Annotated in this window: 22 protein-coding genes and 3 pseudogenes; 23 read left to right on the top strand and 2 right to left on the bottom strand. The window is 45.4% G+C overall.

Annotated elements, in window-relative coordinates; translation table 11 throughout:
* Positions 1–68: 68 nt before the first annotated feature.
* The 20 genes and pseudogenes from NDK47_RS13795 to NDK47_RS13705 all read left to right on the top strand — a co-directional run bounded on the left by NDK47_RS13795 (position 69) and on the right by NDK47_RS13705 (position 21,121).
* The gene (locus tag NDK47_RS13795; protein WP_251875863.1) at positions 69–1,400 is read left to right on the top strand and encodes a catalase; all 1,332 of its coding nucleotides are present in this window, start codon (positions 69–71) and stop codon (positions 1,398–1,400) included.
* A 343-nt stretch (positions 1,401–1,743) separates the two neighbouring features.
* Entirely contained in the window at positions 1,744–2,427 is a 684-nt protein-coding gene (locus NDK47_RS13790) for a response regulator transcription factor (RefSeq protein WP_251875861.1), read from the top strand.
* Position 2,428: 1 nt separating this feature from the next.
* Entirely contained in the window at positions 2,429–3,430 is a 1,002-nt protein-coding gene (locus NDK47_RS13785; RefSeq protein WP_251876153.1) for a sensor histidine kinase, read from the top strand.
* A gap of 96 nt (positions 3,431–3,526) precedes the next feature.
* The gene (locus NDK47_RS13780) at positions 3,527–4,210 is read left to right on the top strand and encodes an ABC transporter ATP-binding protein (RefSeq protein WP_251875860.1); all 684 of its coding nucleotides are present in this window, start codon (positions 3,527–3,529) and stop codon (positions 4,208–4,210) included.
* Complete coding sequence (locus tag NDK47_RS13775) at positions 4,207–6,783, top strand: ABC transporter permease (protein ID WP_251875850.1); 2,577 nt, start codon at positions 4,207–4,209, stop codon at positions 6,781–6,783. Before NDK47_RS13780 ends, NDK47_RS13775 begins: the two co-directional genes overlap by 4 nt.
* 554 nt (positions 6,784–7,337) lie before the next feature.
* Entirely contained in the window at positions 7,338–7,961 is a 624-nt protein-coding gene (gene plsY, locus NDK47_RS13770; protein ID WP_251875848.1) for a glycerol-3-phosphate 1-O-acyltransferase PlsY, read from the top strand.
* 305 nt (positions 7,962–8,266) lie between these two features.
* Positions 8,267–8,377, top strand: a pseudogene (locus NDK47_RS27830) (hypothetical protein); the annotation flags it as partial.
* Between the two features lie 126 nt (positions 8,378–8,503).
* A complete protein-coding gene (locus NDK47_RS13765) occupies positions 8,504–8,947 on the top strand; it encodes an SRPBCC family protein (RefSeq protein ID WP_251875846.1) in 444 nt (147 codons plus the stop codon).
* A 587-nt stretch (positions 8,948–9,534) separates the two neighbouring features.
* Positions 9,535–9,744: a hypothetical protein gene (locus tag NDK47_RS13760; RefSeq protein WP_251876423.1), complete on the top strand. Its 210-nt coding sequence runs from the start codon at positions 9,535–9,537 to the stop codon at positions 9,742–9,744.
* The gene (locus NDK47_RS13755) at positions 9,729–10,352 is read left to right on the top strand and encodes an NAD(P)/FAD-dependent oxidoreductase (protein ID WP_251875845.1); all 624 of its coding nucleotides are present in this window, start codon (positions 9,729–9,731) and stop codon (positions 10,350–10,352) included. Before NDK47_RS13760 ends, NDK47_RS13755 begins: the two co-directional genes overlap by 16 nt.
* Positions 10,353–10,372: 20 nt before the next feature.
* Positions 10,373–11,854, top strand: a complete 1,482-nt coding sequence (locus tag NDK47_RS13750) for a M48 family metallopeptidase (protein ID WP_251875843.1) — start codon at positions 10,373–10,375, stop codon at positions 11,852–11,854.
* A 439-nt stretch (positions 11,855–12,293) separates the two neighbouring features.
* Positions 12,294–12,683: pseudogene (locus NDK47_RS13745) on the top strand (DMT family transporter); the annotation flags it as partial.
* A 241-nt stretch (positions 12,684–12,924) separates the two neighbouring features.
* Entirely contained in the window at positions 12,925–13,491 is a 567-nt protein-coding gene (locus NDK47_RS13740; protein WP_251875841.1) for an SLOG family protein, read from the top strand.
* A 283-nt stretch (positions 13,492–13,774) separates the two neighbouring features.
* Positions 13,775–14,230 (top strand): annotated as a pseudogene (locus NDK47_RS13735) (transposase); the annotation flags it as partial.
* 501 nt (positions 14,231–14,731) lie between these two features.
* Positions 14,732–15,319 (top strand): helix-turn-helix domain-containing protein, encoded by a 588-nt coding sequence (locus tag NDK47_RS13730; protein WP_251875839.1) that lies wholly within the window; start codon positions 14,732–14,734, stop codon positions 15,317–15,319.
* Between the two features lie 601 nt (positions 15,320–15,920).
* On the top strand, positions 15,921–16,844 hold the full coding sequence (locus tag NDK47_RS13725) for a hypothetical protein (protein ID WP_251875837.1): 924 nt from the start codon (positions 15,921–15,923) through the stop codon (positions 16,842–16,844).
* Positions 16,845–17,182: 338 nt separating this feature from the next.
* On the top strand, positions 17,183–17,683 hold the full coding sequence (locus tag NDK47_RS13720; RefSeq protein WP_251875835.1) for an RNA polymerase sigma factor SigV: 501 nt from the start codon (positions 17,183–17,185) through the stop codon (positions 17,681–17,683).
* Between the two features lies 1 nt (position 17,684).
* On the top strand, positions 17,685–18,545 hold the full coding sequence (locus NDK47_RS13715) for an anti-sigma-V factor RsiV (protein WP_251875833.1): 861 nt from the start codon (positions 17,685–17,687) through the stop codon (positions 18,543–18,545).
* Between the two features lie 463 nt (positions 18,546–19,008).
* A complete protein-coding gene (locus tag NDK47_RS13710) occupies positions 19,009–20,883 on the top strand; it encodes an acyltransferase family protein (RefSeq protein WP_251875823.1) in 1,875 nt (624 codons plus the stop codon).
* Positions 20,849–21,121 (top strand): DUF3238 domain-containing protein, encoded by a 273-nt coding sequence (locus tag NDK47_RS13705; protein WP_251875821.1) that lies wholly within the window; start codon positions 20,849–20,851, stop codon positions 21,119–21,121. Before NDK47_RS13710 ends, NDK47_RS13705 begins: the two co-directional genes overlap by 35 nt.
* Before the next feature lie 478 nt (positions 21,122–21,599).
* On the opposite strand, the gene NDK47_RS27825 is transcribed toward NDK47_RS13705, so the two are convergent.
* The gene (locus tag NDK47_RS27825) at positions 21,600–21,731 is read right to left on the bottom strand and encodes an IS3 family transposase (RefSeq protein ID WP_407653439.1); all 132 of its coding nucleotides are present in this window, start codon (positions 21,729–21,731) and stop codon (positions 21,600–21,602) included.
* Positions 21,715–22,185 carry a hypothetical protein gene (locus NDK47_RS13700; protein WP_251875819.1) on the bottom strand — a complete coding sequence of 157 codons (471 nt, stop codon included), beginning with the start codon at positions 22,183–22,185 and terminating at the stop codon, positions 21,715–21,717. The genes NDK47_RS27825 and NDK47_RS13700 overlap by 17 nt, the downstream gene beginning before the upstream one ends.
* Before the next feature lie 733 nt (positions 22,186–22,918).
* Between NDK47_RS13700 and NDK47_RS13695 the strand changes: the two genes are divergently transcribed.
* The 3 genes from NDK47_RS13695 to NDK47_RS13685 are packed head-to-tail and all read left to right on the top strand — an operon-like array spanning position 22,919 to position 26,553.
* Positions 22,919–23,881 (top strand): ABC transporter ATP-binding protein, encoded by a 963-nt coding sequence (locus NDK47_RS13695; RefSeq protein WP_251875817.1) that lies wholly within the window; start codon positions 22,919–22,921, stop codon positions 23,879–23,881.
* 23 nt (positions 23,882–23,904) lie between these two features.
* Positions 23,905–24,861: an ABC transporter ATP-binding protein gene (locus NDK47_RS13690; RefSeq protein ID WP_251875815.1), complete on the top strand. Its 957-nt coding sequence runs from the start codon at positions 23,905–23,907 to the stop codon at positions 24,859–24,861.
* 24 nt (positions 24,862–24,885) lie between these two features.
* A complete protein-coding gene (locus NDK47_RS13685) occupies positions 24,886–26,553 on the top strand; it encodes a peptide-binding protein (protein ID WP_251875813.1) in 1,668 nt (555 codons plus the stop codon).
* The last annotated feature ends 9 nt before the right edge of the window (positions 26,554–26,562 follow it).

The following is a 26,562-nucleotide window of genomic DNA, read 5'->3' as shown; positions in this document are numbered from 1 at the left end:
CCTTGAAGCTTCGCATAAACAATAGTGTATCTGAGGAAATTGGACTCGAATGCATGGGAGGTAGGAGAATGGAAGAAAACAATGGACGGTTTCAATCTCATTCGCAGACCGTCGGTGAAAGGGGTCCCGTACTGGAGCAGGACAATATTTTGCACGAGACATTGGAGACGTTTGTACATACTAAAATTATCGAAAGGCCCGTGCACGTAAAAGGCTACGGCGCTTTCGGGTACTTTCAGACCGTGCACTCCATGGCGCCTTACACAAAGCTTTGTTTTTTACAAACACCTGGTCAGGAGGTCCCGGTCACGGTGAGGTTTTCCCTTGCCGTAAGCAATAAAGGCACCCCGGATACGTCGAGAAACGTACGAGGATTTTCCACCAAATTTTACACGGAACAGGGTGTTTTTGATCTGCTCTGCAACCATATCCCCGTATTTCTCGTCCGTGACGCCATTCGGTTTCCGGAATCCATCAAAGCCTTCTTGCCCTCTCCCGTCAACAACCTGATGGATCCCGAACGGTTCTGGAGCTTCGTCGCCAGAGCGCCGGAATCTACTCATTTTCTAGTCCGGCTCTACTCGGACGCCGGCACGGTAAAAAGCTTTCGCCACATTCCCGGTTACGGTGTGAACACCTACGTCTGGAGAAACGCCCAGGGAGTCCGCCGCTATGTAAAATACCACTGGCTTCCATTTGACGGCGTGCAGGTTATTGACCGTCACGAAGCGGCCAGGTTGGCCAGTGAGAATCCGGATTATGCAGGCAAAGACTTATACGATACGTTAGCTAGTGGAAGGACCGTTGAGTATGGACTTTATATACAGCTGATGAACCCCGAAGACGAGGCCCTCCTCCCCTTCGATCCGCTGGACGATACCAAGGTGTGGGACAGACGTCAATATCCGTTGCTGCCGGTTGGCCGATTAGTTTTGAACCGCAACACAAGCAACTTTATGGAACAAGTAGAGAAAATCGCTTTTTCACCGTCCAATCTGCTGGAAGGAGCCGAGTTGTCGGACGATAAAATGCTGCAGGGACGGGCTAATATATACTGGGATTCACAGCGCAGGCGTCTCGGGCCGGATTTCCGCAAGATTCCGGTCAACCATCAGGAAGATTGGTCGCCCGCATCACTTGTGACGAGTGGTGAAGGTAGATATGTGGAGGGTCATCTCGTACGGTCCGACTTATCCAAACCAGATGATTTTTCACAAGCTGGGGAATACTATCACTCGCTTTCTTCGGTGCAGCAAGAGCATTTGGTGGATAATCTTGTTAGCGATCTGGTCGGGATATCCGATGAGACGACTCGTGTTGTATTGCGTTATTTGTATGATGCGTCGACGGAGTTGGGGGAAAGGGTTGCCAGGGGGATTGAGGTGCGGGGGGAAGGATGATTGCAGTGAACAGTGCTCATTATTTTGTTAAGTAATCAGGAAAACGGATACGTACGTCTACGACGATCATTTTCCGTTGTTTAATGGGAAAGATCGTCTTATTTTTTGGGGGAATTGTTTGGTGAAACAACGTTGAACTAGCGGAGATTGATAGCGAAATGTATACTTATGCTTAGTACTTATTCTTGTTTGATAAACGTAGATGTAAAATGGCTTCGCAGGATGATTTCTTCATCTGTGGAGCCAATTTTCTGTTCTTCAGTTGTTGTAGCCGGAGCTGCTCTTTTGCTAATCATCGTCTTTTTTAAATCATTTAAAAAAATCAAATTAGGATGATGTTCCAATGAACATTTTACTTGTAGAAGATGATAAAACAATAGCGTCTGGACTCGAATATTCCCTACAGCAAGACCAGTTTTCCACCGTTCTGTGTCATGACGTCGCATCTGCGAAAAAGGTTATCGCCGAGCAGTTGGACCAGTTCGCTTTATGTCTGTTCGATTTATCACTGCCGGATGGAAGCGGGTATGAATTGTGCAGGATGGTGAAGGCGCAAAGCGACATACCCGTTATTTTCCTGACTGCCGTTGATGATGAAGTCAATGTTGTGATGGGACTGGATATGGGAGCGGACGACTATATTACAAAGCCTTTTCGAATTCGCGAGCTGCTCTCACGGATTAAATCGGTTTTGCGCAGATATCATAAGCAGCCGCAGGCCAAGGTCGTCATCGAAATCGCCCCGATCCGCATCCATACACTGGAAGGAAAAGTATTCAAGCATGGAATTGAAATTCCATTGACAGCTTTGGAGTACCGCTTATTGCTGATCTTAGCCAACCATCCCGGACAGATTCTCTCGAGAAATCAGCTTTTGGAACAAATTTGGGATGTGGCAGGGGACTTCGTCAACGACAATACGTTAACCGTTTATATGAAAAGGCTGAGGGAAAAACTGGAGGATGATCCGAAAGCTCCGACTATCATTAAAACCGTACGCGGTTTAGGGTATAAGGTCGGTGAGTAGTATGCTGCGTAATCGCGAGATCCGCCTCGTATTCTTGGTGATGTGTACGATCAGTCTGGTTATGCTTGTAGTCGCGAATTTGTTTTCACTTGCTGCCGTCGTCCTCGTTCTACTCACTTCTCTTTTACTCATTGGATGCTGCCTCCTCTTTACGAGATTGAGATATCAGGAGATTGAAAAGCTAGCTGGCTATGTACGGCGAATTAGCGGTGGCGATTATACCCTTGACGTCCGTGATAATCGTGAAGGGGAACTCAGTATTTTGAAAAATACGATATATAAAGTAACGGTCATGCTATCGGAGCAAAGCGCCCTTTTGCATAAAGACAAGATCCATTTGACAGACGCGATTTCGGACATTTCCCATCAGCTAAAAGCGCCGCTAACCTCGATGATGGTCATGGCCGATTTAGTAGACGACACCAAACTGCCGGAAGTGAAAAGAAGGGAATTTACGCGCAATATTCGCATCCAGCTCGAACGGCTGGATTGGCTGGTTTCATCATTATTAAAGCTTTCCAAAATTGATGCAGACGCCGTACTGTTCAAGAAGGATCAAGTCATGGTGGCCACGCTCGTTGAAAAAGTGCTGCAGCCCGTTCTCATTCCAATCGACATCAAAGAGCAAACGGTATCGATAACAGGAGAAGACAGCGTCTCGTTTCAAGGTGATCTGAGTTGGACGACGGAAGCGATCATCAATATTATAAAAAACGCTGTGGAGCATACCCCGGCTGGTGGAACCATCGCGATTTCCTTTTCAGAAAACCCATTATTTACAGAGTTGATGATCACAGATAACGGGAAGGGCATTTCCAAAGAAGAGCTCCCTTTTATTTTCAAGCGTTTTTATAAAGGAAAGAGTGCGGGCGAGGGCAGCAGCGGTATTGGTCTCTCGTTGGCTCACAGCATCATCACGAAGCAGAATGGAGTTATAGATGTTCAGAGTGATGTTCAAAAGGGAACTGAGTTTCGGATTCGCTTTTACAAGCAAGTCTTCTAACCGGAGCTAAGTGACGAGATTGTCACTTTCCAGTCACTGCAGTGTCACTTCAGGCAGATATACTACATCCATCAGCAATCGTATGGAGGTTTCGGTATGGAAATTCTGAAGATCGAACATCTGTCTAAAGTGTTTGGAAAAGGTGACACCGCAGTAAAAGCGCTCGATGACGTATCTTTCTCAGTGAACAAAGGGGAATTCGTGGCCATCGTCGGTCCGTCCGGTTCGGGAAAATCAACTCTATTACATTTGCTAGGCGGTGTAGATCGACCAACAAGCGGAAAAGTGTTTGTGGATCGTACGGATATGTACAGCCTGAATGAAACGCAGCTGGCGATTTTCAGGCGGAGACAAATCGGCTTGATTTATCAGTTTTACAACCTTATTCCGATTTTAACGGTGGAAGAAAACATGCAGCTGCCGCTTTTGCTCGATGAGCACCAGGTGGATCAGAAGCAGTTTGAGGATCTTGTAAAGACGTTGAATTTACAAAATCGCTTACATCATCTGCCCAACCAGCTTTCCGGAGGACAACAGCAGCGGGTCTCGATAGGAAGAGCGTTGATGAATCAGCCTGCTATTATCCTAGCAGATGAGCCAACAGGTAATTTGGACAGCAAAAACAGCAGCGAGATCATTGACTTGTTGAAAATGTTCAACAAGACCTTTCATCAGACGTTGATTATGATTACCCATGATGAGCGAATTGCTTTGCAGGCCGATCGAATTATCGCGATCGAGGATGGAAGGATTGCGAGAGACGAGGTCATTCGTCCATGAATATCATCAATAAACTAACGCTCAAACATTTAATGAAAAATAAGAAACAGACGCTTGTGACCATCATTGGAGTCATTATTTCAGTAGCTATGGTAACCGCTGTTATCACGCTTGGCTCGTCTTTTTTGGTGCTGATGCAAAAGGAAACGATAAAAGACTATGGAGACTGGCATGTCCTTTACAGGGACGTAAACAAAGAGCAGCTCGAAGCGATCAAGCAAGATACCGAAACCAAACAATTCATGACTTCAAAGGAACGCGGCTATGCCTGGTTGCCAGGAAGTCAAAATTTCAATAAGCCCTATTTATTTATGAAAGCGTATAATGCCCAAGGCTTCACAAACTTCCCGATAGAATTGAGCAAAGGGCGATTTCCAGAGCGAGCGGATGAGATTGTTCTCTCGGAAGCGATCGCCACGAACGCAAAAGTCGCTTATCGAATAGGCGATCACTTAACCCTTGAGGTTGGACAGCGCTATAATCAAACTGACCCAAGCGATACGGATCTGACGCAAAATGACCAATTGCGATCTAGCGCTGGTGAAAGCGTGGAAACCTTGATTCATACAACAACCGAGACGTATACCGTTGTCGGGTTTATCAAACGTCCTACGTGGGAGCAGACGTGGGCGCCGGGGTATACGGCCCTTACGTATGTAGATGAGCATATGTTGGACGCAACAAACAAGACTGTTGACGTAAGCGTTGTCGTGAAGAACATCGATAGCACGGTATTTGATCATGCCAATGACTTGGCAGAGAAAAACAACATCAGCTCGTTTAAAACGAATGATTCGCTCTTGCGTTATTATGGTGTGATGGGTGGAGGATTGGGCAAAACCTACAATTCATTATTCCTCATCGTTGTGCTCGTGATTGTCGTTGGCTCCATCTCTTTAATCTACAATGCCTTTGCGATTTCCGTCTCGGAGCGGTCACGTTATTTAGGGATGCTCTCAAGTGTTGGGGCAACGAGAAGGCAGAAGAGAAATTCGGTATTTTTTGAGGGGGCGGTGATTGGCGGCATTAGCATTCCCTTGGGCGTCATCTGCGGCATGCTTGGAATCGGCATTACGTTTCGCTTCATAAACCCGATCCTCGAGGATGCGCTGGGTGTCACTGAAAAACTGACGTTGGTCGTCACACCTTTATCGATTGCACTCGCTTGTCTGGTCTCGATTATCACGATCTTCATTTCTACGTATGTTCCCGCTCAAAGGGCCTCAAAAATTTCCGCAATCGATGCCATTCGGCAAACCGCGGATATTAAGCTCACAAGTAAAGCACTGAAAACCTCCAAGCTGGTCAAACGGTTATTCGGCGTGGAAGCGGAGATCGGCTTAAAAAATTTGAAAAGAAACAAACGAAGATATTACGCCACTGTTTTTTCCCTTGTCATTAGCGTTGTGCTGTTTCTGGCCGTGTCCTTTTTCACTTCCAACCTGCAGAAATCACTTGAGCTTTCACAAAAAGGCTATAACTATGATATTGCCATATACACAATCGGCAGGGGGGCAACGCTAGAAGATGAACAATCGGTAAAAACGATCACATCGTTGGAAAATGTCACTGAATTTAATCTGATGAAACAAATGAATGGCGCCTACATGTGGCTTGCTGAAGAGGTTGTTCCAGAAAATATAAAGCCGCACTTGTACCAGGAACGTAACTTGTACAAATACAATATACGTGTAAATAGCATGAAAGAAGACAAGCTGAAAGTGTATGCCAAACAGGTTGGGGTAGAGTATGCGAAGCTGACGAATCTGGATCATCCGACCGCCATATTGATTGATACCATGACATTCCTCGATGAAAAAGGTAAATTTATCGAGACGAAAGTCAATGGGAAAGTCGGAGAAATGCTGGATCTCGTATCCGAGGATGATAAGCAACAAGTGGTCAACAAGGTAGAGCTGGCAGCAGTCACTGACAATTTCCCAATGGGAATTGTACAAACCGATAGCATCCTTCAAGTGAATCTTGTCGTTTCCGAGCCTGTCTTTGACCAGCTCATGAAAAAAAGCGTCTTCGTTAGCTCTTATTCAGGACTCTACCTGAAAAGCAATGAGCCTTTGAAAACACAACAGGATATTGAGGAAATGCAAAAGGATGTAACTGTCATGAACCTGTTTCAAGAAAGACAGCGCTCTGAACGAAAGATATTGTTTATGTCTGTCTTTGTTTATGGCTTCGTGGCTTTAATTACGGCGGTTTCCATAACGAATATATTCAACACGATTTCGACGAGCGTGGCACTTCGTAAACGGGAATTTGCGATGCTGAGGTCGGTTGGAATGACGCCGAAAAGCTTTCATAAAATGATCAACTACGAAAGCATTTTTTATGGAATCAAGTCGCTCGCTTACGGTCTCCCAATCAGTGCCGTAATTATGGTGTTGATCTACCGCTCCTTCATGTATAGTTTTTCGTATGAATTCGTATTGCCTTGGGCAAGCATTATGTATGTGATTGCTGCTGTATTTGTAATCGTAAGCTTGTCCATGTATTACGCGAGCATAAAAGTGAAGAAAGCAAACATCATTGATGCTTTGAAACAGGAGAATCTATGAGTCTCCACAAAAATGAGCATTTCCATCCAGCAGGGGGGGAATTGCTCATTTTTTACTTCTGTGGTTCAGCGAGTCTACTTCTTTCGCTGCAAAGGATAGGAGAATCTCTCTTTCAGGTGAACATCTAATCATTACTGAGCTTCTAATGATCGGGAGTTATATTTAAACGTTTGGCTTTATGAGATCCCGCGAAAATCGCCCTGCAAACTTGAGAGATCAGCTTAAAATATAGTGATATGATATAATGAAGCCAGAAGATGAAATTATATGGAAACTATCAAATGTAAGAATTGTGGAGGCGAACACATCAAAAAAAATGGCAAAGTGCGGGGGAAAACAGCGTTATATATGTTAAGAGTGTGAAATGTATTACATAGTTGGCGATGAAAGAAGCAATGAAAAAGTAAAGGTTCACATAACATGTTTGGCAAGATTTTTGGCCGTCGTCGTACGTTGATATACCGGTGGGTAAAGGAGGCAGGTTTGGCGACGGATGGAACCAGTATTGATGGACAAATAAATGAAAATTAGAATAATTCCAAGGGAGAAGAGTGATGATTGATATTTTAAAGCTTTTTGCCGCCTTAGCTTTGGGCTACGTTTTAGGCAGCCTTAATACAGCCGTGATTGTAGGGAAAATATACGGCAGGGACATAAGAAGCCATGGAAGCAAAAGCGCCGGGCTTACCAATACTCTGAGGGTACTTGGGAAATCTGCTGCGGTGTTTGTTCTTGCGGGAGATATATTAAAAGGGATTATTGCCTGTATGATAGGCTTGTTCCTTGGCGTTTACTTTTATTCGGGAGAGGCTAAGGATTGCGTAAGCCTTTTAGCGGCAGGCGCAGGAGCGGTTATCGGGCATAACTGGCCGGTATATTTTGGGTTTAAAGGGGGCAAGGGAGCACTTACAGCTGTGGCTGTGCTGTTTATGGCTGACTGGGTTATGGCCCTTTTATGCCTTGGTTTTTTTGTGATAATAGTAGCTTTAACCCGTTATGTTTCTTTAGGCACAATATGTGCTACAACACTTTTCGCGGCTATATCATTTGTTCCTGTTTTTGGGAATACTTTATACTTTTATATCTTTGCGTGTCTAATGGCGTTTATGGTTATTTTCAGGCATAAGGAAAATATTAAAAGGCTACTTTCAGGAACAGAAAATAAACTTATTTTTTGATTTTTTTTTCGACGTTGAGCGTGTCGGTGGGGGCCATGGTGGTTTTATACCTTGGGACGACGACTTGGACGTATGGATGGTCATCTGATTTCTATTGACCATCTTTTTCTTTTTCATCCTCTCCATAATTCCTACATATGGTTGCTCTATACTTACAGCACAAGAAGAAACAGACCTTCGACCGTAATCGTTCCCATCCATTGTGGACTGTAGAAATTTGGGACGGTCAATGGAATTCCGTGATTTTTGCGTTATTATTAGCCTTGAAGAATAAGCGCTTACCTTAGGGTTCATTTTTATATTAATTGGTTGCGAAGAACACACTCAGCCTTATTTTCGCTGCGCTCGCCGATCCGACGCGGCGTAAAATCCTTCCCAGGCTGTCACAGAAAGCCTCGACCGTCGGGGAGGGCGCCGAACTCTTCGAGATAAGCACACCCGCAATCTCCCAGCATCTCAAAGTGCTGGAGCGAGTGGAACCAGCGTTTCGATGCGCTGGAAGAACATCTCAAAACCATGACCCCAAAGGAGGAACAATGAACATGTCCACATCCGCACCGGAATTCACCATCACTCGTACCCTGAATGCCCGCCGCGAGCTCGTGTGGCGGGCCTGGACAGAGGAGAAGGAACTCGCCGCCTGGTTGCCTTCGACACCCCTGGAGTCCATCTCCTTCGACGTCCGCGAAGGCGGACACTACCGCTACACGATGGTGAACTCGGGGACCGGCGAGGAGTATCACACCGGAGGTGTGTTTCTCGACGTCGTACCTTTCGAACGACTCGTCTTCACCTGGGGCCACCCCAACGATCCCAACTCTCCTGTCGTGACATTAACCCTCGCTGCACATGGCGATGGCGACCGCACCGAGATGATCTTCCACCTACGCGGATTCGCCGGTCACCCTGGCGATAAGTACATGTACGACGGCTGGTCAGGTATGCTCGACAATCTGACGATGCACCTGCGCGAACAGAAGCAGTAAAGGCGAGCAACAACGATTTTGACCAGAGTTTCAAGCTGCACCACTATTACACAAGACGAACGGTAAATCCGTTGAAGAGGAACAATCCCAAGTTACCACGATAGTTCTATCAACTGGCGGCAGCCTAAGACTTTATTTTCAAAGGTCTTAAGCTCCGCTTTTTTACATCGATCAGTTATTTTCATAATCGGACGGAGCCATCATGATTTTCCTTGAAATTTCGGATTTCTTGATTTTTTGGTAAGGGAACGTTTGCGTCCAGACATTACAAGGAAAAAGCTGTGTGATCGAACGAATTCGGGAGAGTACACGGAAGTGTTAATTGAACTGATGATAAGTATATCGAAATTGATGAAAGGAAGTAGCTGCTGCTGTTGAACATTTTTGTTTTTCAAATAGGGTACATGGGTATAGTAAAGTTGTTGTTGACCAAATATACATTGTGGGGGTATATTGAGGCTGTAAAGCATACCGAAACGCATCTCAATTTGCTCAGCATTGTGTAAATTCCATTGAAGGTGCCCTAAAACTGATCGGAGTTGAAGGAAAAGTAGATCTTACTACCAACACCGTAGAAGTGACATTTGATGAAGATAAAATTTGGACGGATGCAATCAAAGAAGCTCGGCATTCCTATCGCTGCAATTGGTTTATTAGCCCCTTGGGTAGCAGGGGCAGCAATGGCATTAAGTTCGGTATCTGTTGTGCTCAATGCTCTTCGATTACAGCGCGCAAAAATACAAAAAATGGCCATGAAAATGAGGAGAGGAGAAATCGAGCTATGGGTGAGAAAATGAAAATTGCCGTTACCTCTGCCATACAAGTAGGAGGAAGTCTTTTTACACCGGAGCAACTTGCTACAATGGCAACGATAATTGGAGAAGATGCCGTAATTGAGATGACGCCCTTTAAGCAACTCTATTTAGAAATTCCACTTGAACGGCGTGAAGTTATTGTGGAAGAACTGCAGCGATCTGGTCTAGAGGTGTACCCTGCGGGCTTCGTCACAAAGAGTTTGATTGTTTGCAACTTTTGCAAAGGAGCCGAAGAAGCAGGTCTTGAGACCGCAAAAGAAATAAATAATGCGATTGCTGGAATTGAAACTCCCACACCAGTCAAAGTGGGGTATGCAGGCTGTGCACTTGGAACAAGTGAGCCATTGTTAAAGGATATTGGTGTTGTTAAAATGCGAGATTCGTTTGATATTTATGTTGGAGGAGAAGCCAAGGGTCTCAAGGCTAGTCTTGCGAAACTTCTTGTATCTGGGTTATCCGAAGACCAAGTAGTGCCTGTCATTACAAAACTCATTACCTTTTATAAGACAAGTGCGAAAGGGAAGGAAAAATTCAGTAAGTTTATTGAGAGAATTACATTAGACCAATTAAAAAAATTATTTGAAATTTAACTATCGAACCAGTTATCATAATGACTCAAGTTAGTCTAAAGCTTTATTTTCTTAGTCTACAACTAAATTTTCAAAGTTTCCCAACAAACCCTAAATACCTTATTCCAATTGCCAGGTGGATGATATCCGGAAAAAATGCCCAATCAAACCCAAATTATTTCCAAACTGTCTTATCAGGAACAGTTACTCGTGGTAAAATGCTGTCAGACAGCGCCTTGTGGACGAAACAGGCGCAGAGGGGGAATGATTCAGTGAAGCCTTGTCCTTCTTGTGGAGCACAAATCGAGGCAAACGAAGGATATCCGTTTTGGTGTGAACACTGTGACTGGAATCTAACCGTCCCATCGAAAGAACGCCAAGGTAAGGCTTGGGAGCGCCTTGAGAGGAAAATGCGTGATACATACGGTCAATCCTTGTTCAAAGAGCTACAGAATCGCACCGAGCTCGTAACCAAACAGGGGGTGAGCGAGAGAGTAGCATCCGCGTACTCACTAGTCATTATCGGATGTTCCGTAACAGGTTTTCTCTTTTCTTTGTATGGACTTTTCGCCTGGTATCGCAGCCCCTTTATTTTCATAAGCTGTCTGCTAATCCTCCTGTTCGCATGGTTGTCGCGGCCTCGACCCCATCCGTTTCCGAAAATGGCCATTCTTTTGAATGCTGATGAACACCCAGCCACCATGAAGATATTTGAAACCGTGGCCCAAAAGATGGGGGTCGGAAAAGGAATACAGTTCGCGCTCTCTCCTTACTACGAGGCGTATACCACTGAATATGGATGGCGCAGAGGGAGGGTAGTTGTCATCGGTTATCCACTATTGTTTGCGTGCACACCGGGAGAATTAACCGCACTGCTTGCCCATGAGCTGGCTCATTGCCGTAACAATGACATTAGGCGGAGCGCTCTGGTATCACATGCACAGCGTATTCTCCTGAATTGGTGCGACTTGCTTGACCCAATCCAAGACGAGGATGATGAATACCATTTTTCATTCATCGCCACGTTCAGCAGAGGGATCATGCGGCTACTATTTTGGATTCCCTATCATTTGCTGGCTGTTCTCATTCATCTTTATTGGAATCAGAGTCAACGAGCTGAATATGAGGCGGATCGTATGGCGGTTCAGCTTGCAGGCAGTCAGCATCTCATTTCCCTGTTGCAGATCATACACATGAACGATGTGGTGGAGCCACTGATCGCGAGACATTCCTTGCAGAAGCAAAGTATGACACTGGGTCAGCACTTGCATGAGACTTTTTCAAAGCTACCTGGAAAGGAAAAAATGCGCATAGTGCGCATCCTGGAAAGAAGTCAACAAAGCATGGACACGACACACCCTGCGACTCATATGCGTATCGCCATGCTGCTGCATAAAGATGCTCCTTCTGCTTATCAGATATCGGATTGGGAATACAACCAGATATGCCAGGAAATGACCGACCACCTACAGGAAAAAATGGAGCATCGAATCATAGATAACTATCGCGCCAAGCTCGCTTAATTGTCTTTCTTCACTCGTTGGGACAGGACTAACTCGTGCAAACAGCGTTTTCATGCAAAACCGGGCAATCAACGACCACGTCCCATGAGGTACAAGGGTGAAATGCTGAAGAAGGTCACCACGATAACGCCACTAAGAGCCAATGTCTATGCGTTTAATTTGGCGGACGTAAGGCTTCAATATTATTATTTCTGTCCTAATTGATTCTCCTTATGGTTGTCATGTGATTTGTTGGTTGTTCGGGTGTAAAACGCTGAACGGACGAAAAGGTCTTGCCTGGGAGCTCTTCTCTCTCAAGTGAGGCCTTTTCTTTTATAAAAGAATTAGGAAGATGCCCTCCATATTTACTATAGCACCCCCTCCATTGTGTACTAAAAGAACAGGACAAGGACCGGGAGCACCTCATCATTAGTGTCCTCGGTTATATACTGTTGGCAGCACGCGCAAGGTGTTTTTCTATGGATTACTATTAATGATACCTGCGTTATTTTTGCTGGACTTTTCCTTCGACTTTGCGTGGTTCACTAGCATCCCTAATTTATTTAATCTATTATTTCTAGGCTTTTCGGCTTCTGCATTATGCTTTGTAAGTTGGAACTGGGCTGTGGGGGTTTTAGGAGCTGTAAAAACCAGTTTGTATATTTATACTGTACCCGTGATTACACTCGTGGCTTCTTCGCTTATTTTGCAAGAGAAAATTACATCGATGGCGATGGTAGGCACCGCGCTTACCTTGGTGGGGCTGTTTATTTCAGATGGACCAAAACTTAATTTGAAAGGAAAGCTCTACAGACAGGCTGATCCAAATCCAAAGAACCAAAAATCTTAGGCGAAAATATGGAAAAGGGCTTTCGTCAGGAAAACCGGAAATCACAAGATATCTTTCTTGCGAGCATTATAGAGCACCGTGAGTAGTGGAAAGAGAAACGAATCATCCGATTTATCCTGAGGCATTCAAATTTGTGATAATATAAGAAAAAATGAGACGAAACACTAATGAATACACAGCGACAGCGAGTGAAAAGAAATCTATTTTCTGCTATAGCTCCTTTTAAGTTAGAGGTGACAACATGTTAAAACGTTTATTTGTTTCAGGATACAAGGCTCACGAGCTTGGCATTTTCAATGAAAAAAATCCGGGCTTAGCGATTATTAAGAAAGCACTGAAGCGGGAACTCGTAAGATTCCTTGAGGAAGAATTGGAATGGGTCATCATATCAGGTCAACTTGGGGTAGAAATGTGGGCAGCCGAAACAGTTCTGGAATTAAAAAAGGAGTATCCACAACTAAAACTGGCGGTAATAACTCCATTTTTGAATCAAGAGGAAAAGTGGAAAGAAGAGACCCAGGATTACTACCGTAATATTGTGATGCAAGCCGACTATATCAATAGTGTCTATCAAACACCTTACCAGGGAGTTTGGCAGCTTGGAGAGAATCACAAATTCTTGCTATCCAATTCAGATGGTATCTTGTTAGTTTACGATGAAGAAAACGAAGGCTCCCCGAAATTTTTAAATAAGCTAGCCGCAAAAAAAGCGGATATTGGCGATTATCAGTTGTTTCGAATTAACGCATATGACTTACAAACCATAGCAGAGGAACAGCAGCAAGAATTATACAATGACTACTTCTAATCCAACAGCGACAAACCTAGGATATTTAGTCCCAATTCTCCTCTCCTAAATGTGAAGTAAGTGGAGAAAGACTTATGATGGAATGGACAGAAGGTGGAGTAGCACAAGTGCTAAAATTGATTTATGTTGAACAAAAGTGTAGGGGAGTGTAGATGAACAACAATATGAAGAAGGTAAGTATTAATATTTCAATTTCATTCGAGTCTGTAAAATATTTTGTGTAAACTCTCAACCTCTAAACAACAATTAGGAATAGAAAGGTTGGGAGATTTTTAGGATGTCAAAAGAAATGCTGGAAGTTGAAATCGAGTCCTCTCTTGGATACGCCAAGCATGATAAGAAAACAAGCGGACAACCAACAGCCGCAATAGGTATAGCAAGAAAACCGTCCGTTCTGAGTACGGGGATGTTGAAATCAATCCAATGTTACAGGGATCGAAGATCAAATTCTTGCCCTCTATGCCAAAGGTGTATCCACAAGCAATATCCAAGACCATCTGCAGCAGCTCTATGGCATCGAAGTCTCACCAACGCCCATATCGAATGTAACGAGAATAAGATTATACCGATGATCAAAGAGTGGCAAAATCGCCCCTTGCAAGCGGTTTATGCTGTTGTTTTCCTTGACGCCATTCACTTTAAACAGGACGGAGCTATCGTCAATAAAGCCGCCTATATGGGCATTGGTATTGACCTTGACGTTCATAAAGATGTGCTTGTCTGGATTGGGGAGAATGAATAGATGAATAGGCAAAATTCTGGCTGCATGTTGTAAATAGTAAAATTACGGAACTGTCAACCTACATCAATAGTAACCTTGCTGGAGAAGCTTTACGCGACGACTCCATAGCTTCTAATGCCCTACCTATAAAACTTAAGTATGAGGATATACCTTGGTTCAGTTGAATCAATCTTTTGATAGGCAGCTAACAGTACAAGCAATTAAGTTATACTCGAATGATGATCGCAGAAATAGCAATGTCAAAGGAACTATTGTGAACCTGCCTGTGTAAGTTGATTTCATTAATAAAGCTCTCCTTTACGGGGAGCATTATTAATGCTTCCCACACTTAACAAATGGTATACTGAGTGATATAAACCTAAATAATACGCGAAGCTGTAATACACGACGAAAACTGCTGAACAGGCGGATGGGCATGGTTGTCTGCAGAGGTTTGCGGTCTGTTACCTAGCCTTGTAAAAATAATTTTGGTAACCTAATTAGGAGGAAATAAATGTAATGAATGACATACATCAGTTCGAACTCCCGATCGGTGTCATCGGAGAGAGAATTCGGTCAAAAAGAAAAGAATCGAATTTGACCGTGGACGAGGTTGCAGAGAAAATTGGGTTAAGCCAGAGTATGGTTTCTCAACTGGAAAGAGGAAAAGCCAAGCCTTCCCTTGATACTTTGTGGAAATTAAGCATCATTTTCGATGTATCTCTCTCCTATTTTTTTGACGGAATCAAAAAAAACTCCGTTTTCCTCTCCAGACGGGAGGAGCAAGAGATTCTCACAATGAGACATCCGAATGTTAAATATCGAGTACTTGCTCCACTCACAGGTACAAAGCTTGAGTTTTTTGAAATTACTGTTAGCCCTGATCGCGGAGAAGAAGTCCCGCTGCTGCCCCACCAAGGAGAAGAAGGTGGCATTGTTTTGCAAGGTGAAATGGAGGTCTCAATCGGCGATGAAAAATACGTACTGAAGCAAGGCGACAGTATTTATTTTGATAGCACCAAGCCACATGCATTTCGTAATCCCGGAAAAGATCCCGCAGTTGCCATATGGACAGGAACGCCGTGGGGTCCGATAGATGAAAGTTGATGTGCGATATAGCAGAACATGATGAAAAGTGGGTATATACCCCTCGTGGTGATGAGGAGAGTCTGTCTGAAAGGATAGGCTTACCGTTGTCGCCAGGAGGGTTTTTTGTTGTCGTGAACCAAATGTACAACTAGTCAGAAGTGTACTTGTACGGTAAGAATCGCTCAAAATAATGGATAGACAGAATTGACGGAATAGAATAAATATAAATACCGGCAATAAAAAAGTAGTGATATTAATTTTTATCTTGAAATACGCAATACAATTGTTATTATATTAAATATAGTTAATTTTCCGAAGAACTCATACCTCTCACCTCAATTCGTTGCTTCATAGCTTTACATCAATTTCCGGAGCCGGGGAAGCTCATTTCTAAACCATATTGCTCTCCTTGGTTGAGAGCAATCAGCTTTCCCCGGTGACTTTTGATGCCTGCCACACGAATATGCCGTTTGTTAAGCAGTATCCACGAGAATGATCCAAGTACAATACTGATGATTTTAGGGCAGTCTGATGAGTTTATAGAACTAAACAAACTTTTTAAGTAGCTTGCACGTCTTCCATATGTAAGGCAATAACACGATAAATGGAGGTTTCGGAAATGAAAAATCAACACGTAAAGAAAATTTCTGTTTTGGTACTGGCGGGTTTCATTTGTGCAGTAGGAGTCGGGAAAACCCAAGTTACTTCAGCAGAACAAATAGCTTCAACCCCCAAACTAGAGATTGGTAAAAAATTTATCGCACCCGAACTTAAACTAAAGGAAAATACTTATGTACTGGATTACAAAATATCCGATGTTACCGGTGATTCTGTTGATGACAAAGTCATATTGGTAGGTACAAAAGAAATGATTGATGGAAAACTGGATGCGTATGCCAGCGATTTATCCATCGTAGTGCAAGATGGAAAAACCAATGGGTACGTAAAATATGACTGGCTGACCAAAGGGACAGATGGAACATGGTATGGGGAGTTTGGGAGAGAACCAAACTTGATTATTGGTGACTATACGGGCAACAAAGTGAACGATATTATTGTAACAGCACCTCAAGGAGGAAATGGCGGATACGTGGATCATCTTGTCGTAGCTTGGGAAAAAAATAGACTCAAAGCAGTTTTTGCGGATAACCAGGAAGTATACACCAATCCGCAGGCAAACTTCAGCTTTAAACCGCCCGTTTCTTGGAACGGACATTATAAGGTGAGCCAATATGCGGGCGCAGATGCAGATAAAATTCTGCCATCTGCCAAGCATGTCATGAAGTTCGAGTATACGACAAAGGATGGAAAAGATGCTGAAACGCTGCTGATGCTCTCTGTATTTGCCAAAAACGATTGGACTCGCCTTGCCAGTGAACAGGGGACGCCTGTGGGGAGCGAAATTACGGAAGCTAACGGTATGGTGTATGTGGCTACGACGCCACAGTCCAATCCGTTTGATCTCCAGTCGGAAGACGGCAAGCTGTTTGATCAACTATATGGTGATTTGAACGTAACAAAATCTTTCGCGCTGCTAAAATAGGATTCTTATAGAAAGCTGGCCGTTATGTAAAGTGGAATTGTAGAATGCCTGTATCGCTCAGCTTTTTGAGTGAAACACTTTACAACACTGCCGTCAATCGTTATCTGGAAAGGGATCTGCGCAATCCACTAATTTATAAAATAGTAAGAAACTCGATATCCTAATGGGGCATCGAGTTTTTTATTGCATTCATCTTCTCTTTGCGCAAAAAATTCTCGTTCCGTCGGAGGAATCACTTTTTTTACCATACGGGTGAAAACAAACTTTTTGGATAGCTCACACGTCTTTCATATGTAAGGCAAGCAATGATACGCGCGTATCAAGGAGAGAATTTTATTATGGATAGGAAGGTAGAAAAATTACTTACTCGTTTTATTGCAGAAAACAAGGAGAATGTGTATCGATTAGCTTTTAGTTATGTAAAGAATGCAGAAAATGCACTGGATATTGTTCAGGACTCTATTCATAAGGCTTTGTCATCTTCCGCAACCTTAGAATCTGAAGGGGCGATGAAAAGCTGGTTTTACAGGATCGTGGTGAATACATCGCTCGATTTCCTGAGAAAACAAAAGAGGATTCAACTTGTAGATGACAAGACGTTGGAGTTACACGGCCCTACAAGCGAAGACGCTTATCCTGACATTGACCTGGAGAAGGCTTTGGAAGAATTGCCGCATGCCTTTCGGACAGTTGTCGTACTTAGATATTTTGAGGATTTAAAAATTGAAGAAATCGCGGAAGTCATGAACGAAAACACCAATACCATAAAAACACGGTTGTATCAAGCACTCCGCAAACTCCGAATTAAAATGAGCAATGAAATTTTGGAGGTAAAGTAAGATGAGCGAACAGCTGGAACAATTGAAACGAAAATATAAGAATACGCCTATCCCCAATGAATTGGATTTTGTTGTGAAGAAAGCGCTCAAGCAAAAAAAGAAAAGACATGTGATCATGATAAAGAGGTTTACAGGGGTCGGGGCTGCGGCGGTTATTCTATTGATAACAGGGATTAATACGAGTCCTGCCTTTGCAAAAACCTTATCGGATGTGCCGTTGGTCGGTTCGTTTGTTAAGGTGCTCACTTTTACAGAATTTAAAGTAGATGATGAGACGGCCAAAACCGAAATAAAAGTACCTGCCATTACGAATATGGAAAATAAAACATTAGAAGCTACTCTAAACAACAAATACCTGGAAGAAAGCAAAAAACTTTACAATGATTTCATGGTGGAAATGGAAGAATTAAAGAATAATGGCGGGGGGCATGTAGGTGTAAAAAGCGGTTATGATGTCAAAACCGACAATGAGCAGATCCTTGCGATTGGCAGATATGTTGTAAGTACGGTTAATGGTTACTCCCAATATACTTATGACACGATCGACAAGAAAAATCAACTTTTGATTACCTTGCCGAGTTTATTTAAAGATGACAGCTATATCAACCTGATCAGCGAAAATATTAAGGAACAGATGAAACAGCAGATGCAGGCAGACTCCGACAAGACCTATTGGGTAGAAGGTCCAATGAGTTTTGAAACCATCGCCAAAGATCAAGGCTTTTATATTAATAATGAAGGAAAATTAGTCATTTGCTTTGATAAATACGAAGCCGCTCCAGGGTATATGGGCCCGGTGGAATTCATCATACCGACCGATGTGATTGCCGATGCATTAGTAAGCAGGGAATACATCAAATAAAAATAAAAATTGACACGGAACCTCCAGTGGGCATGATGTCCTCGCAAGAGCTTTTTATGCTCCGGCGATCAGCCGATCATGCCCATTCCTCTGTGTAAAACCGCATTACTGAAAGTTACACCAAGTAGAACAATTATCATTTTCCGCATAGTGTCTTTGTTCGTAACCATTTCCGTAATTCAAACACGTCTATAGAAGGGCGGGCTGAGGGCACCGTATGAAGTCCAGTGTACACGATCGGTCCGATCTACATGTATCGGGTTCGTTGTACATGTATTCTATTAGTTACACGTCAGCTTAGATGGAAACCTAATTATTGTAATGGAAAGGACAGAAATACAGATGCATGGCTTGAAACGAATGAAGCAGAACAACAGGAGACGACTCGCAGCGGCGAACCGCATGACAAACGAACGATTCCCACTCGCAACAAACGCTGATAGAGATGGGGAGGTCGGACAGTATGCCTAAGCCGCTGAACAGCAATGGCCACTACATGCCTGGCCTGGACGGACTGAGAGCGCTTGCCGTGTTTGCCGTCATTATCTATCACCTCAATGTCAACTGGGCGCCAGGGGGATTGCTAGGAGTCGGCGTGTTTTTCGTATTGTCCGGGTACCTTATCACGGACATCCTCCTTGCCCAATGGAAAAGGAACGGACGACTGGATTGGAAGGATTTTTGGGTAAGACGGATGCGGCGCCTAATGCCTGCGATGCTCGTCATGGTTTCGGTTGTCATGGCATGGATCGCGCTATTTGATCGTTCCCAACTGTCGGCGCTGCGTGGGGATGTGCTGTCGGCGTTGCTGTACGTCAATAACTGGTGGCGTATCTTTCATGAGGTTTCGTACTTCTCGAGTTTCGGTCCGCCCTCCCCTTTCGGCCACTTCTGGTCGCTCGCAGTGGAGGAGCAATTCTACCTGATCTGGCCGCTGCTTCTCGTTATCGGACTTCGCTTCGCGCCGCAGCGATGGCGGCTTCTCGGGATGACTCTCGCACTCGCGTTAGTATCAGCGCTAATTATGGCGCTGCTTTACGAGCCGGGCACAGATCCGAGCCGAGTTTACTACGGTACAGATACGAGAGCATTCGCCTTGCTCATCGGAGCCGCACTCGCTATGATTTGGCCGAGCCGCAAGCTCTCCGTAAAGGCTGCACCACAAGCGCGCCTGATTCTTGATAGCATTGGAGTGGCCGGCCTAGTGACAATTGTGGTCATGATATGGCTGACCGATCAGTACGACAGTTTTCTTTACCAAGGCGGATTTGTACTTTTGTCCATCTCCTCGGCCTTAGTCGTGGCGGTGCTCGCCCATCCCGTAAGCCGGCTGGGCAAAGCATTGGGCTGGAAACCGCTGCGGTGGCTTGGTGTTCGTTCTTACGGCATTTATCTTTGGCATTATCCGTTGATCGTACTGACTAGTCCGACGGTAAACACCGACGGAACCAGTATTGTGCGCAGCATATTGCAGGTAGGAGCCAGTGTTGTACTCGCCGCGTTATCGTGGCGGTTTATCGAGGAGCCAATTCGCAACGGCGGTTTAGGGAAAGCATGGAAGCAGATGCGTGCTCAGAAAAAGCAGAGGGAGCGGGTACAGATCAGCCGTAAAATCGCTTCGGTATGCAAGCTGCTCGTATTGTTGATGTCTTTGGTCAGCATAACCAGCTGTGCATCCGGCCCGACGGCTGGCTCGGTTCCGCACGACACAGGTGACCTTCAAACGGACGGGACAGCTTCGCCGTACCCCGATCAAAACGGTGCTGCCCGGCCCGACGCCGAACGTCCGGGACTTGACGGCACGAAGCAGCCAGAGGGGGTATCGGAGCCAAACAACTCGAAAGAATCCGTTGAGACACCTAAGCCGGATACGGGGCAAGGAGTGACTGCAATCGGTGACTCAGTTATGCTCGACATTGCCCCTTATCTACAAGACCTTCTTCCAGGCATCACGATCGACGGCAAAGTCGGCCGACAGATGTCTCAAGCTAAGGAAGTAATTGATCAGCTCAAGTCGAAGGGCCGGCTAGGCGACGTTGTCATCATCGAGCTCGGGACGAATGGTACGTTCTCGGAAAAGACACTCGTTACGCTGCTGCATTCGCTCGAAAACGTTCAGCAAATTGTGCTTGTAAACACCCGCGTGCCGCGTCCGTGGGAACGTGATGTCAATTCGACCTTGGAAGAGGCGGTGAAACAGTTCTCCAACGTGACGCTCGTTGATTGGTACTCAGCTAGCGCAGGCAAAGATTCATATTTCACACAGGACGGGGTCCATCTTATTGAGGAAGGTGCAAAGGCATATGCTTCGCTGGTGGCGGAAGCGATCAAGCCGTAACAAAGCGCGAATGCCGGAAGCGATTCGGTGGTTACCAGTTGTTAAATACGAGCAGGAAATCTCGGTAGATTTTATCAAAAGGCAGTTGGTAGCATTCGCTAATACAGGAAAAACAGGGCTTAAAGTGACGCGACCGGACAGTAAACCTCAATACAAAGAAGGAAAAGCATCGGCAGAAGGAATTGTTGTAGAGAATGAGTCGTGGAGTGAAAACGAGGAGTCATTTGGTGAATTTTAGTTAATTCATTCGTATAACTTCCACGAAACAGGCGATATGGAATATCACTCCCAAAAAACTGTTTAGTTAACATACTAAATCATGTGAAATCTTTAAGTAGATAGTAGGTAATTCCGGTTTAACCCCTCAAATTTTGAGTTATTCTCCCTTATTCTCGCCGTGCCGTATATTTTGCTTCTTCTTCAACTCTTTTGGAAGTCTCGGACTGGAGAAGTCTAGCGTCAAGAAGTTCACTTGAACCCAGACTTCTCCAGTCCTGCTAACCATTAGGTAGAAAAAAGGCTTACTGTGCCCTATCATGGCCATGTTATACTTTGACGACGAATTGTTTCACACGTTGCTGTGGCAAAGCCTTACCGAATATATTTTACGTCCATCTCCCACAATTGATTCGGAGCGGCAATTTCTCGGTTGTTTGTAAGCTTTCGCGGATGCTGCCTCTTCTTTTTTCGTTGTGGTTGCAGGAGTCCTTCTTCTTTCAGCAGTCGGTACATTGCAAGCCTTTTTCCCTCATGATCCGTTGCACTCGTTTATGATTCACTTGCATCTCTCGGCGTAAAAGCGCTGTGATTTTTCGGTATCCATAGCGAAATTTATGTACGAGGCACAACTCCCGAATACGTGTGACGATTGGTTTCGCAATCTGTTGTGTATTCCTTTGATTTTTCCACCGATAGTAGGTAGACCGAGCTATGCCTAGCCATTGACATGCTAACTGTACAGAGACCTCTCCCTTTATGGAATCCATCCTTCTGGTGACACCTCCTTTCCCACTCCTTGTACTTTTTTAAGACATCCAATTGTTGCTTTAAGAAGCGATTTTCCTGTTTCAACCTTTCAACTTCAGATGTAAACTCTGGTCCTTTCCCAAACGTGTACTGTTTGCCTACGGGTTGTTCAAAGCGATGAGTTTCGCCGTTTCTATACCAACGTAACCATGTTTCTACCTGCGTTTTGTTCTTGCTACAAAGGTGATCCATTACTTCTCTCACTGATACACCCGCCAACCTCATTTCAACAGCCTTTAACTTAATTTCCGCAGGATAACTTACTCTCGTTGCCACAGAAAAAACACCTCCAAGTTGTCCCCATATCTTACGACATGGTGTGCATTCTCTTGAAGGTGTTTTGATTCGTCTTACCTTATGGGGTTAGTCCGAAACGAAACGGTTTCTTTACTTTTTAGGGACTTTTTAGACAGCCCCTACGCTAATTATTAAATACTCGACAGGTCAAGGAAAACGTCTGTGACCAAAGAAGTAACTTATCCTACATCTGTGGATCTTTCGGGTCTTCCTAGCTTACGTTAACTCGCTACTATTTCCTCTCAAAATAAGCTTTTGCTTGTTCAGCTCGCAGTCGCCAGAAAAGTAACTTTTCATTAAGTTGAAGCCACTGTTCATATTAAACTCTACCAGAATGTTCAAGAGTAAGTACTTTCAACCAATTCCGTTACTCAGCCGCATTAAGCGTTGCTGCACTTTAGAAACATCTCGATTAGAGTCAATTTTATTGTATAGAAGAGGGGACGTTATCCTATTAACTGAATAATCGGCGCCGGTCAGTCTGAAGGAAATGATTGACACGACAACACCGCAGGGACGCTTTATGTTGACTGTCTTTTGGGTACCCTGAAAGAAATTAATCTGCTTCAATAATGGAAATAGGGTACCGCAAACAAGTTGAGTTGCTGGAAAAGTCTTGAAAGTTAGACGATTTAGACGAATGGTTTCATTGGCACAAATATTGCAAACTTAGTAGAATCAAATTTCATGTTAAAAAGCGAAGGTGAGCCACATGTCTGAAGCGATTTTAGAAGTGAAAGAGTTGAAAACGGTCATTAAAGACAAGCAGACACAAAAAGTGATCATCGACCTCATCAGCTTTGAGATCGGTCCAAAGGAAGTTGTGGCGCTGGTCGGAGAATCGGGCTGCGGCAAGAGTATGACATCACTGTCGATTATGCAACTGCTTCCTGGCATGGGCGCAATTGAGGGAGGGGAAATCCGGTTTCGTGGTCGCAATCTGGTCGGAATCAGTGACCGCGACATGGCGCAAGTCCGTGGGCGGCAAATCTCCATGATTTTTCAGGAGCCAATGACTTCGCTTAATCCGGTGCTCACGATCGGGCTCCAGCTGACCGAAGCGATCCGTCGTCATTTGCGTGTACCGCAATCGGAGGCGGTAGTGATCGCAGATAATTGGCTGCGGCGAGTCGGTTTTCCAGAACCAGCGCGCATTCGAAAAGAGTTTCCACACCGGCTCTCCGGCGGGATGCGGCAGCGGATCATGCTGGCAATGGCGATGTGTTGCAAGCCGGAACTGCTGATTGCTGACGAGCCAACGACCGCTCTGGATGTGACTATCCAAGCGCAGGTGCTCGATCTGATCCGGGAGCTTTTGAAGGATTCGGACATGTCGGTACTGTTTATTACGCATGATCTTGGGGTCGTAGCCGAAATGGCGAACCGGGTGATTGTCATGTATGCCGGTCAAATCGTAGAAACGGCGGATGTCCGCACTTTGTTTACTTCGCACCGGCATCCATATACGAAGGGGTTGTTGAAATCGACGCCGCGGATGCATGGAGCGATCGAGAAGCTGACGCCTATTCCGGGAACGGTTCCGCCGGCGGGAACCTACGCGCAGGGTTGCCGGTTTGCGGATCGTTGTCCGCTAGCCGAGGAAATATGCCGCAAAAAAACGCCGGAGCTGAGGGAAATAAGTCCGGGCCACCAAGTCCGGTGCGCGCTTGTGTAGAAAAAGCAAAGGAGGATACGGGGTTGATAACGCCACTGCTAGAAGTAAATGGACTAAAGAAATATTTTCCGATAAGTAAAGGCGGGAGAAAAGGATCCGTCAAGGCGGTTGACGACGTGAGCCTGAACGTGTACGAAGGGGAAACGCTTGGCATCGTTGGAGAGTCGGGCTGCGGCAAATCTACGGTAGGGCGGCTCATCTTGCGGCTTCTTGACCCGACTGCCGGGACCATCCGTTTTAATGGACTCGAAATCGGGGCGATGAGCCAGCGCCAGCTTAGGAAGTACCGGAAAGACTTGCAATGCGTGTTCCAGGACCCGTTCGCTTCGCTAAACCCACGTATGTCGGTGGGAGAAGCGATTGCCGAGCCGATGATTGTGCAGGAGGGTAAAAGCCGGACTGAGGCGTTGCAGCGGGCGGAGGAACTGCTGGAGAAGGTCGGCTTAAACAGGCGGGTGCAGCGGCTATATCCTCACGAATTTTCAGGCGGACAACGGCAGCGTATTGCGATCGCACGGGCAATTTCATTGCGACCGAAGTTGCTCGTGGCGGATGAGGCGGTATCCGCATTGGACGTATCTATCCAAGCGCAAATTGTTAATTTACTTGGGGAGCTGCAACAGGAGTCGCATATGTCCTACGTGTTCATTTCGCACAACCTAAGCGTGGTGCGTCATATCTCCGACCGGGTGGCGGTCATGTATTTGGGCCGGATTGTAGAGACGGCGGAGAAAGAGGCGTTGTTCGGGGAGCCCAAGCACCCATATACGCGTGCGTTACTGTCGTCGGTGCCGGAGCCAGATGTGAATTTTCGACGGGAGCGTATCGTGTTGAGGGGGGAAGTGCCGAATGCTGCTGACCCGCCACCGGGATGTCCGTTTCATCCGCGTTGCCCGCATGCTGAGAGCCGTTGCGCGATCGAAACGCCCGCTTTTCGGGAAGTCGGGCCGGGGCATTACGCCTCGTGCCACTTAATATAAGAAATGATGAGGGGGAGAATGAATATGCCTAAAAAAACGTTCCAAAGATTAGGTTCAGCCTTTTTTTCCATTTTGATGGGCACCGCAGTTGTCTTGTCCGCGTGTTCCGGAGGGACGACGGAAACAACCAGCGGCCCGGTTTCTCAAGATTCGTCGTCAACCCTAGACGCCACTTCCAATAAGGAAAAAATAGACGGGGGTGAAATCATCACTTACGACACATTCGAGCATGAGGGCTGGATCAAGTTGTATACACGCAATCTTGCCTCTAGTAACATCCAGGAGCTTGTGTTTAACGGTCTGTACCGGTTGACCGACAAGCAAGATATCGAGCCGGACTTGGCGGATGGATTGCCGGTGCCGTCTCCTGACTTTAAAGAGCTGACAGTTAAAATGCGCAAGGATATCAAGTTTTCCGACGGCCATCCGTTGACGGCGGATGATGTCGTGTTCAGCTACAACATTCCAATTAATGATGACTACGTGGGTTCGCGCAAAAGTACATTTGACAAGCTGGAAAAGATCGAGAAGGTTGACGACTCGACGGTCAGGTTTATATTTACCGAACCTTACATCGGTTACAACGGAATGCTAACCCACCAAATTTTGCCGCAGCATGTGCTCAAGGACGTACCGGTGAAGGAATTAACCAAATCGGCGTTTTTCAAAGACAAGCCGATCGGCTCCGGTCCTTACAAACTGGTGGAGTGGAGGCAGGGCCAGTATCTAACGTTCACGCGCAACGAAACATATTTCAAGAGCATACCGTCGATCGAGAAGATCACGATTAAAATCATTCCAGATTCAAACGTAGCGATGGCGCAGTTGCAAACCGGAGAAATCAACCTCAGCAGCGTCAGTGGGGAAAACGTTGAGGTAATCAAAGAATATGCGGAGAAATCAGGTAAAATCAAGCTACAAGAAGGGATTCCCACCACCTCCTATACTTACATTGGTTGGAATACCACTAACCCGTTGTTCAAGGATAAACTGGTTCGTCAGGCGCTCACGACCGCAATCGACCGGCAAACGATCATCGATAGTGTCCTCGAAGGCCAGGGCGTGCTCATTCACAGCCAAACGCCACCACCATTTTGGAACTATACCGAGGACGTGCCGAAATTCCCTTACGATGAAGAGAAGGCGAAGCAGATGCTGGCCGAAGCCGGCTGGAAGCCAGGCAGTGACGGCATCCTTGTCAAGGATGGCAAGCGGTTCGCCTTTGAAATGCTCGTCAGCCAGGGTAGTAAGGCGCGCCAGAAAATCGCCACAGTCGTCCAGCAAGAGCTGAGGAAGGTCGGTATCGAGATGACGCCGCGTGTCATGGAAAGCTCGGCTTATGCGCAAAACGTGCATGACAAAAAATTCGAGGCGGTTATCAACGGTTGGAATCGCAATGGCGATTCAAATCCGAAAGGAACCTGGGACACTGCGTCTATCGAAGGGGGCAGCAATTACATCTCGTACAGCAACCCCGATGTCGATCGCTTGATCGAAGAAGATTCAAAGACGCTGGACATTAACAAACGTAAAGAGCTGCTCGCCAAAATCGACGCGCTCATCGCAGAGGACCAAGGGTATACGTTCCTGTATGCAAGTACCTCTTCGATGGCGTACCCGATCAACCTCGAAGGGTACAGTACGAAATGGTCCGGTCTGAAGCGAATTGAGGACTGGTACTTTACAAAATGATGAAAGGGG

This window comes from Brevibacillus ruminantium (genome assembly GCF_023746555.1).
In the GTDB taxonomy this organism is placed as follows: domain Bacteria; phylum Bacillota; class Bacilli; order Brevibacillales; family Brevibacillaceae; genus Brevibacillus; species Brevibacillus ruminantium.
The sequence above is the reverse complement of the archived record's forward strand: the minus strand, read 5'-3'. Positions and strand labels throughout refer to the sequence as shown.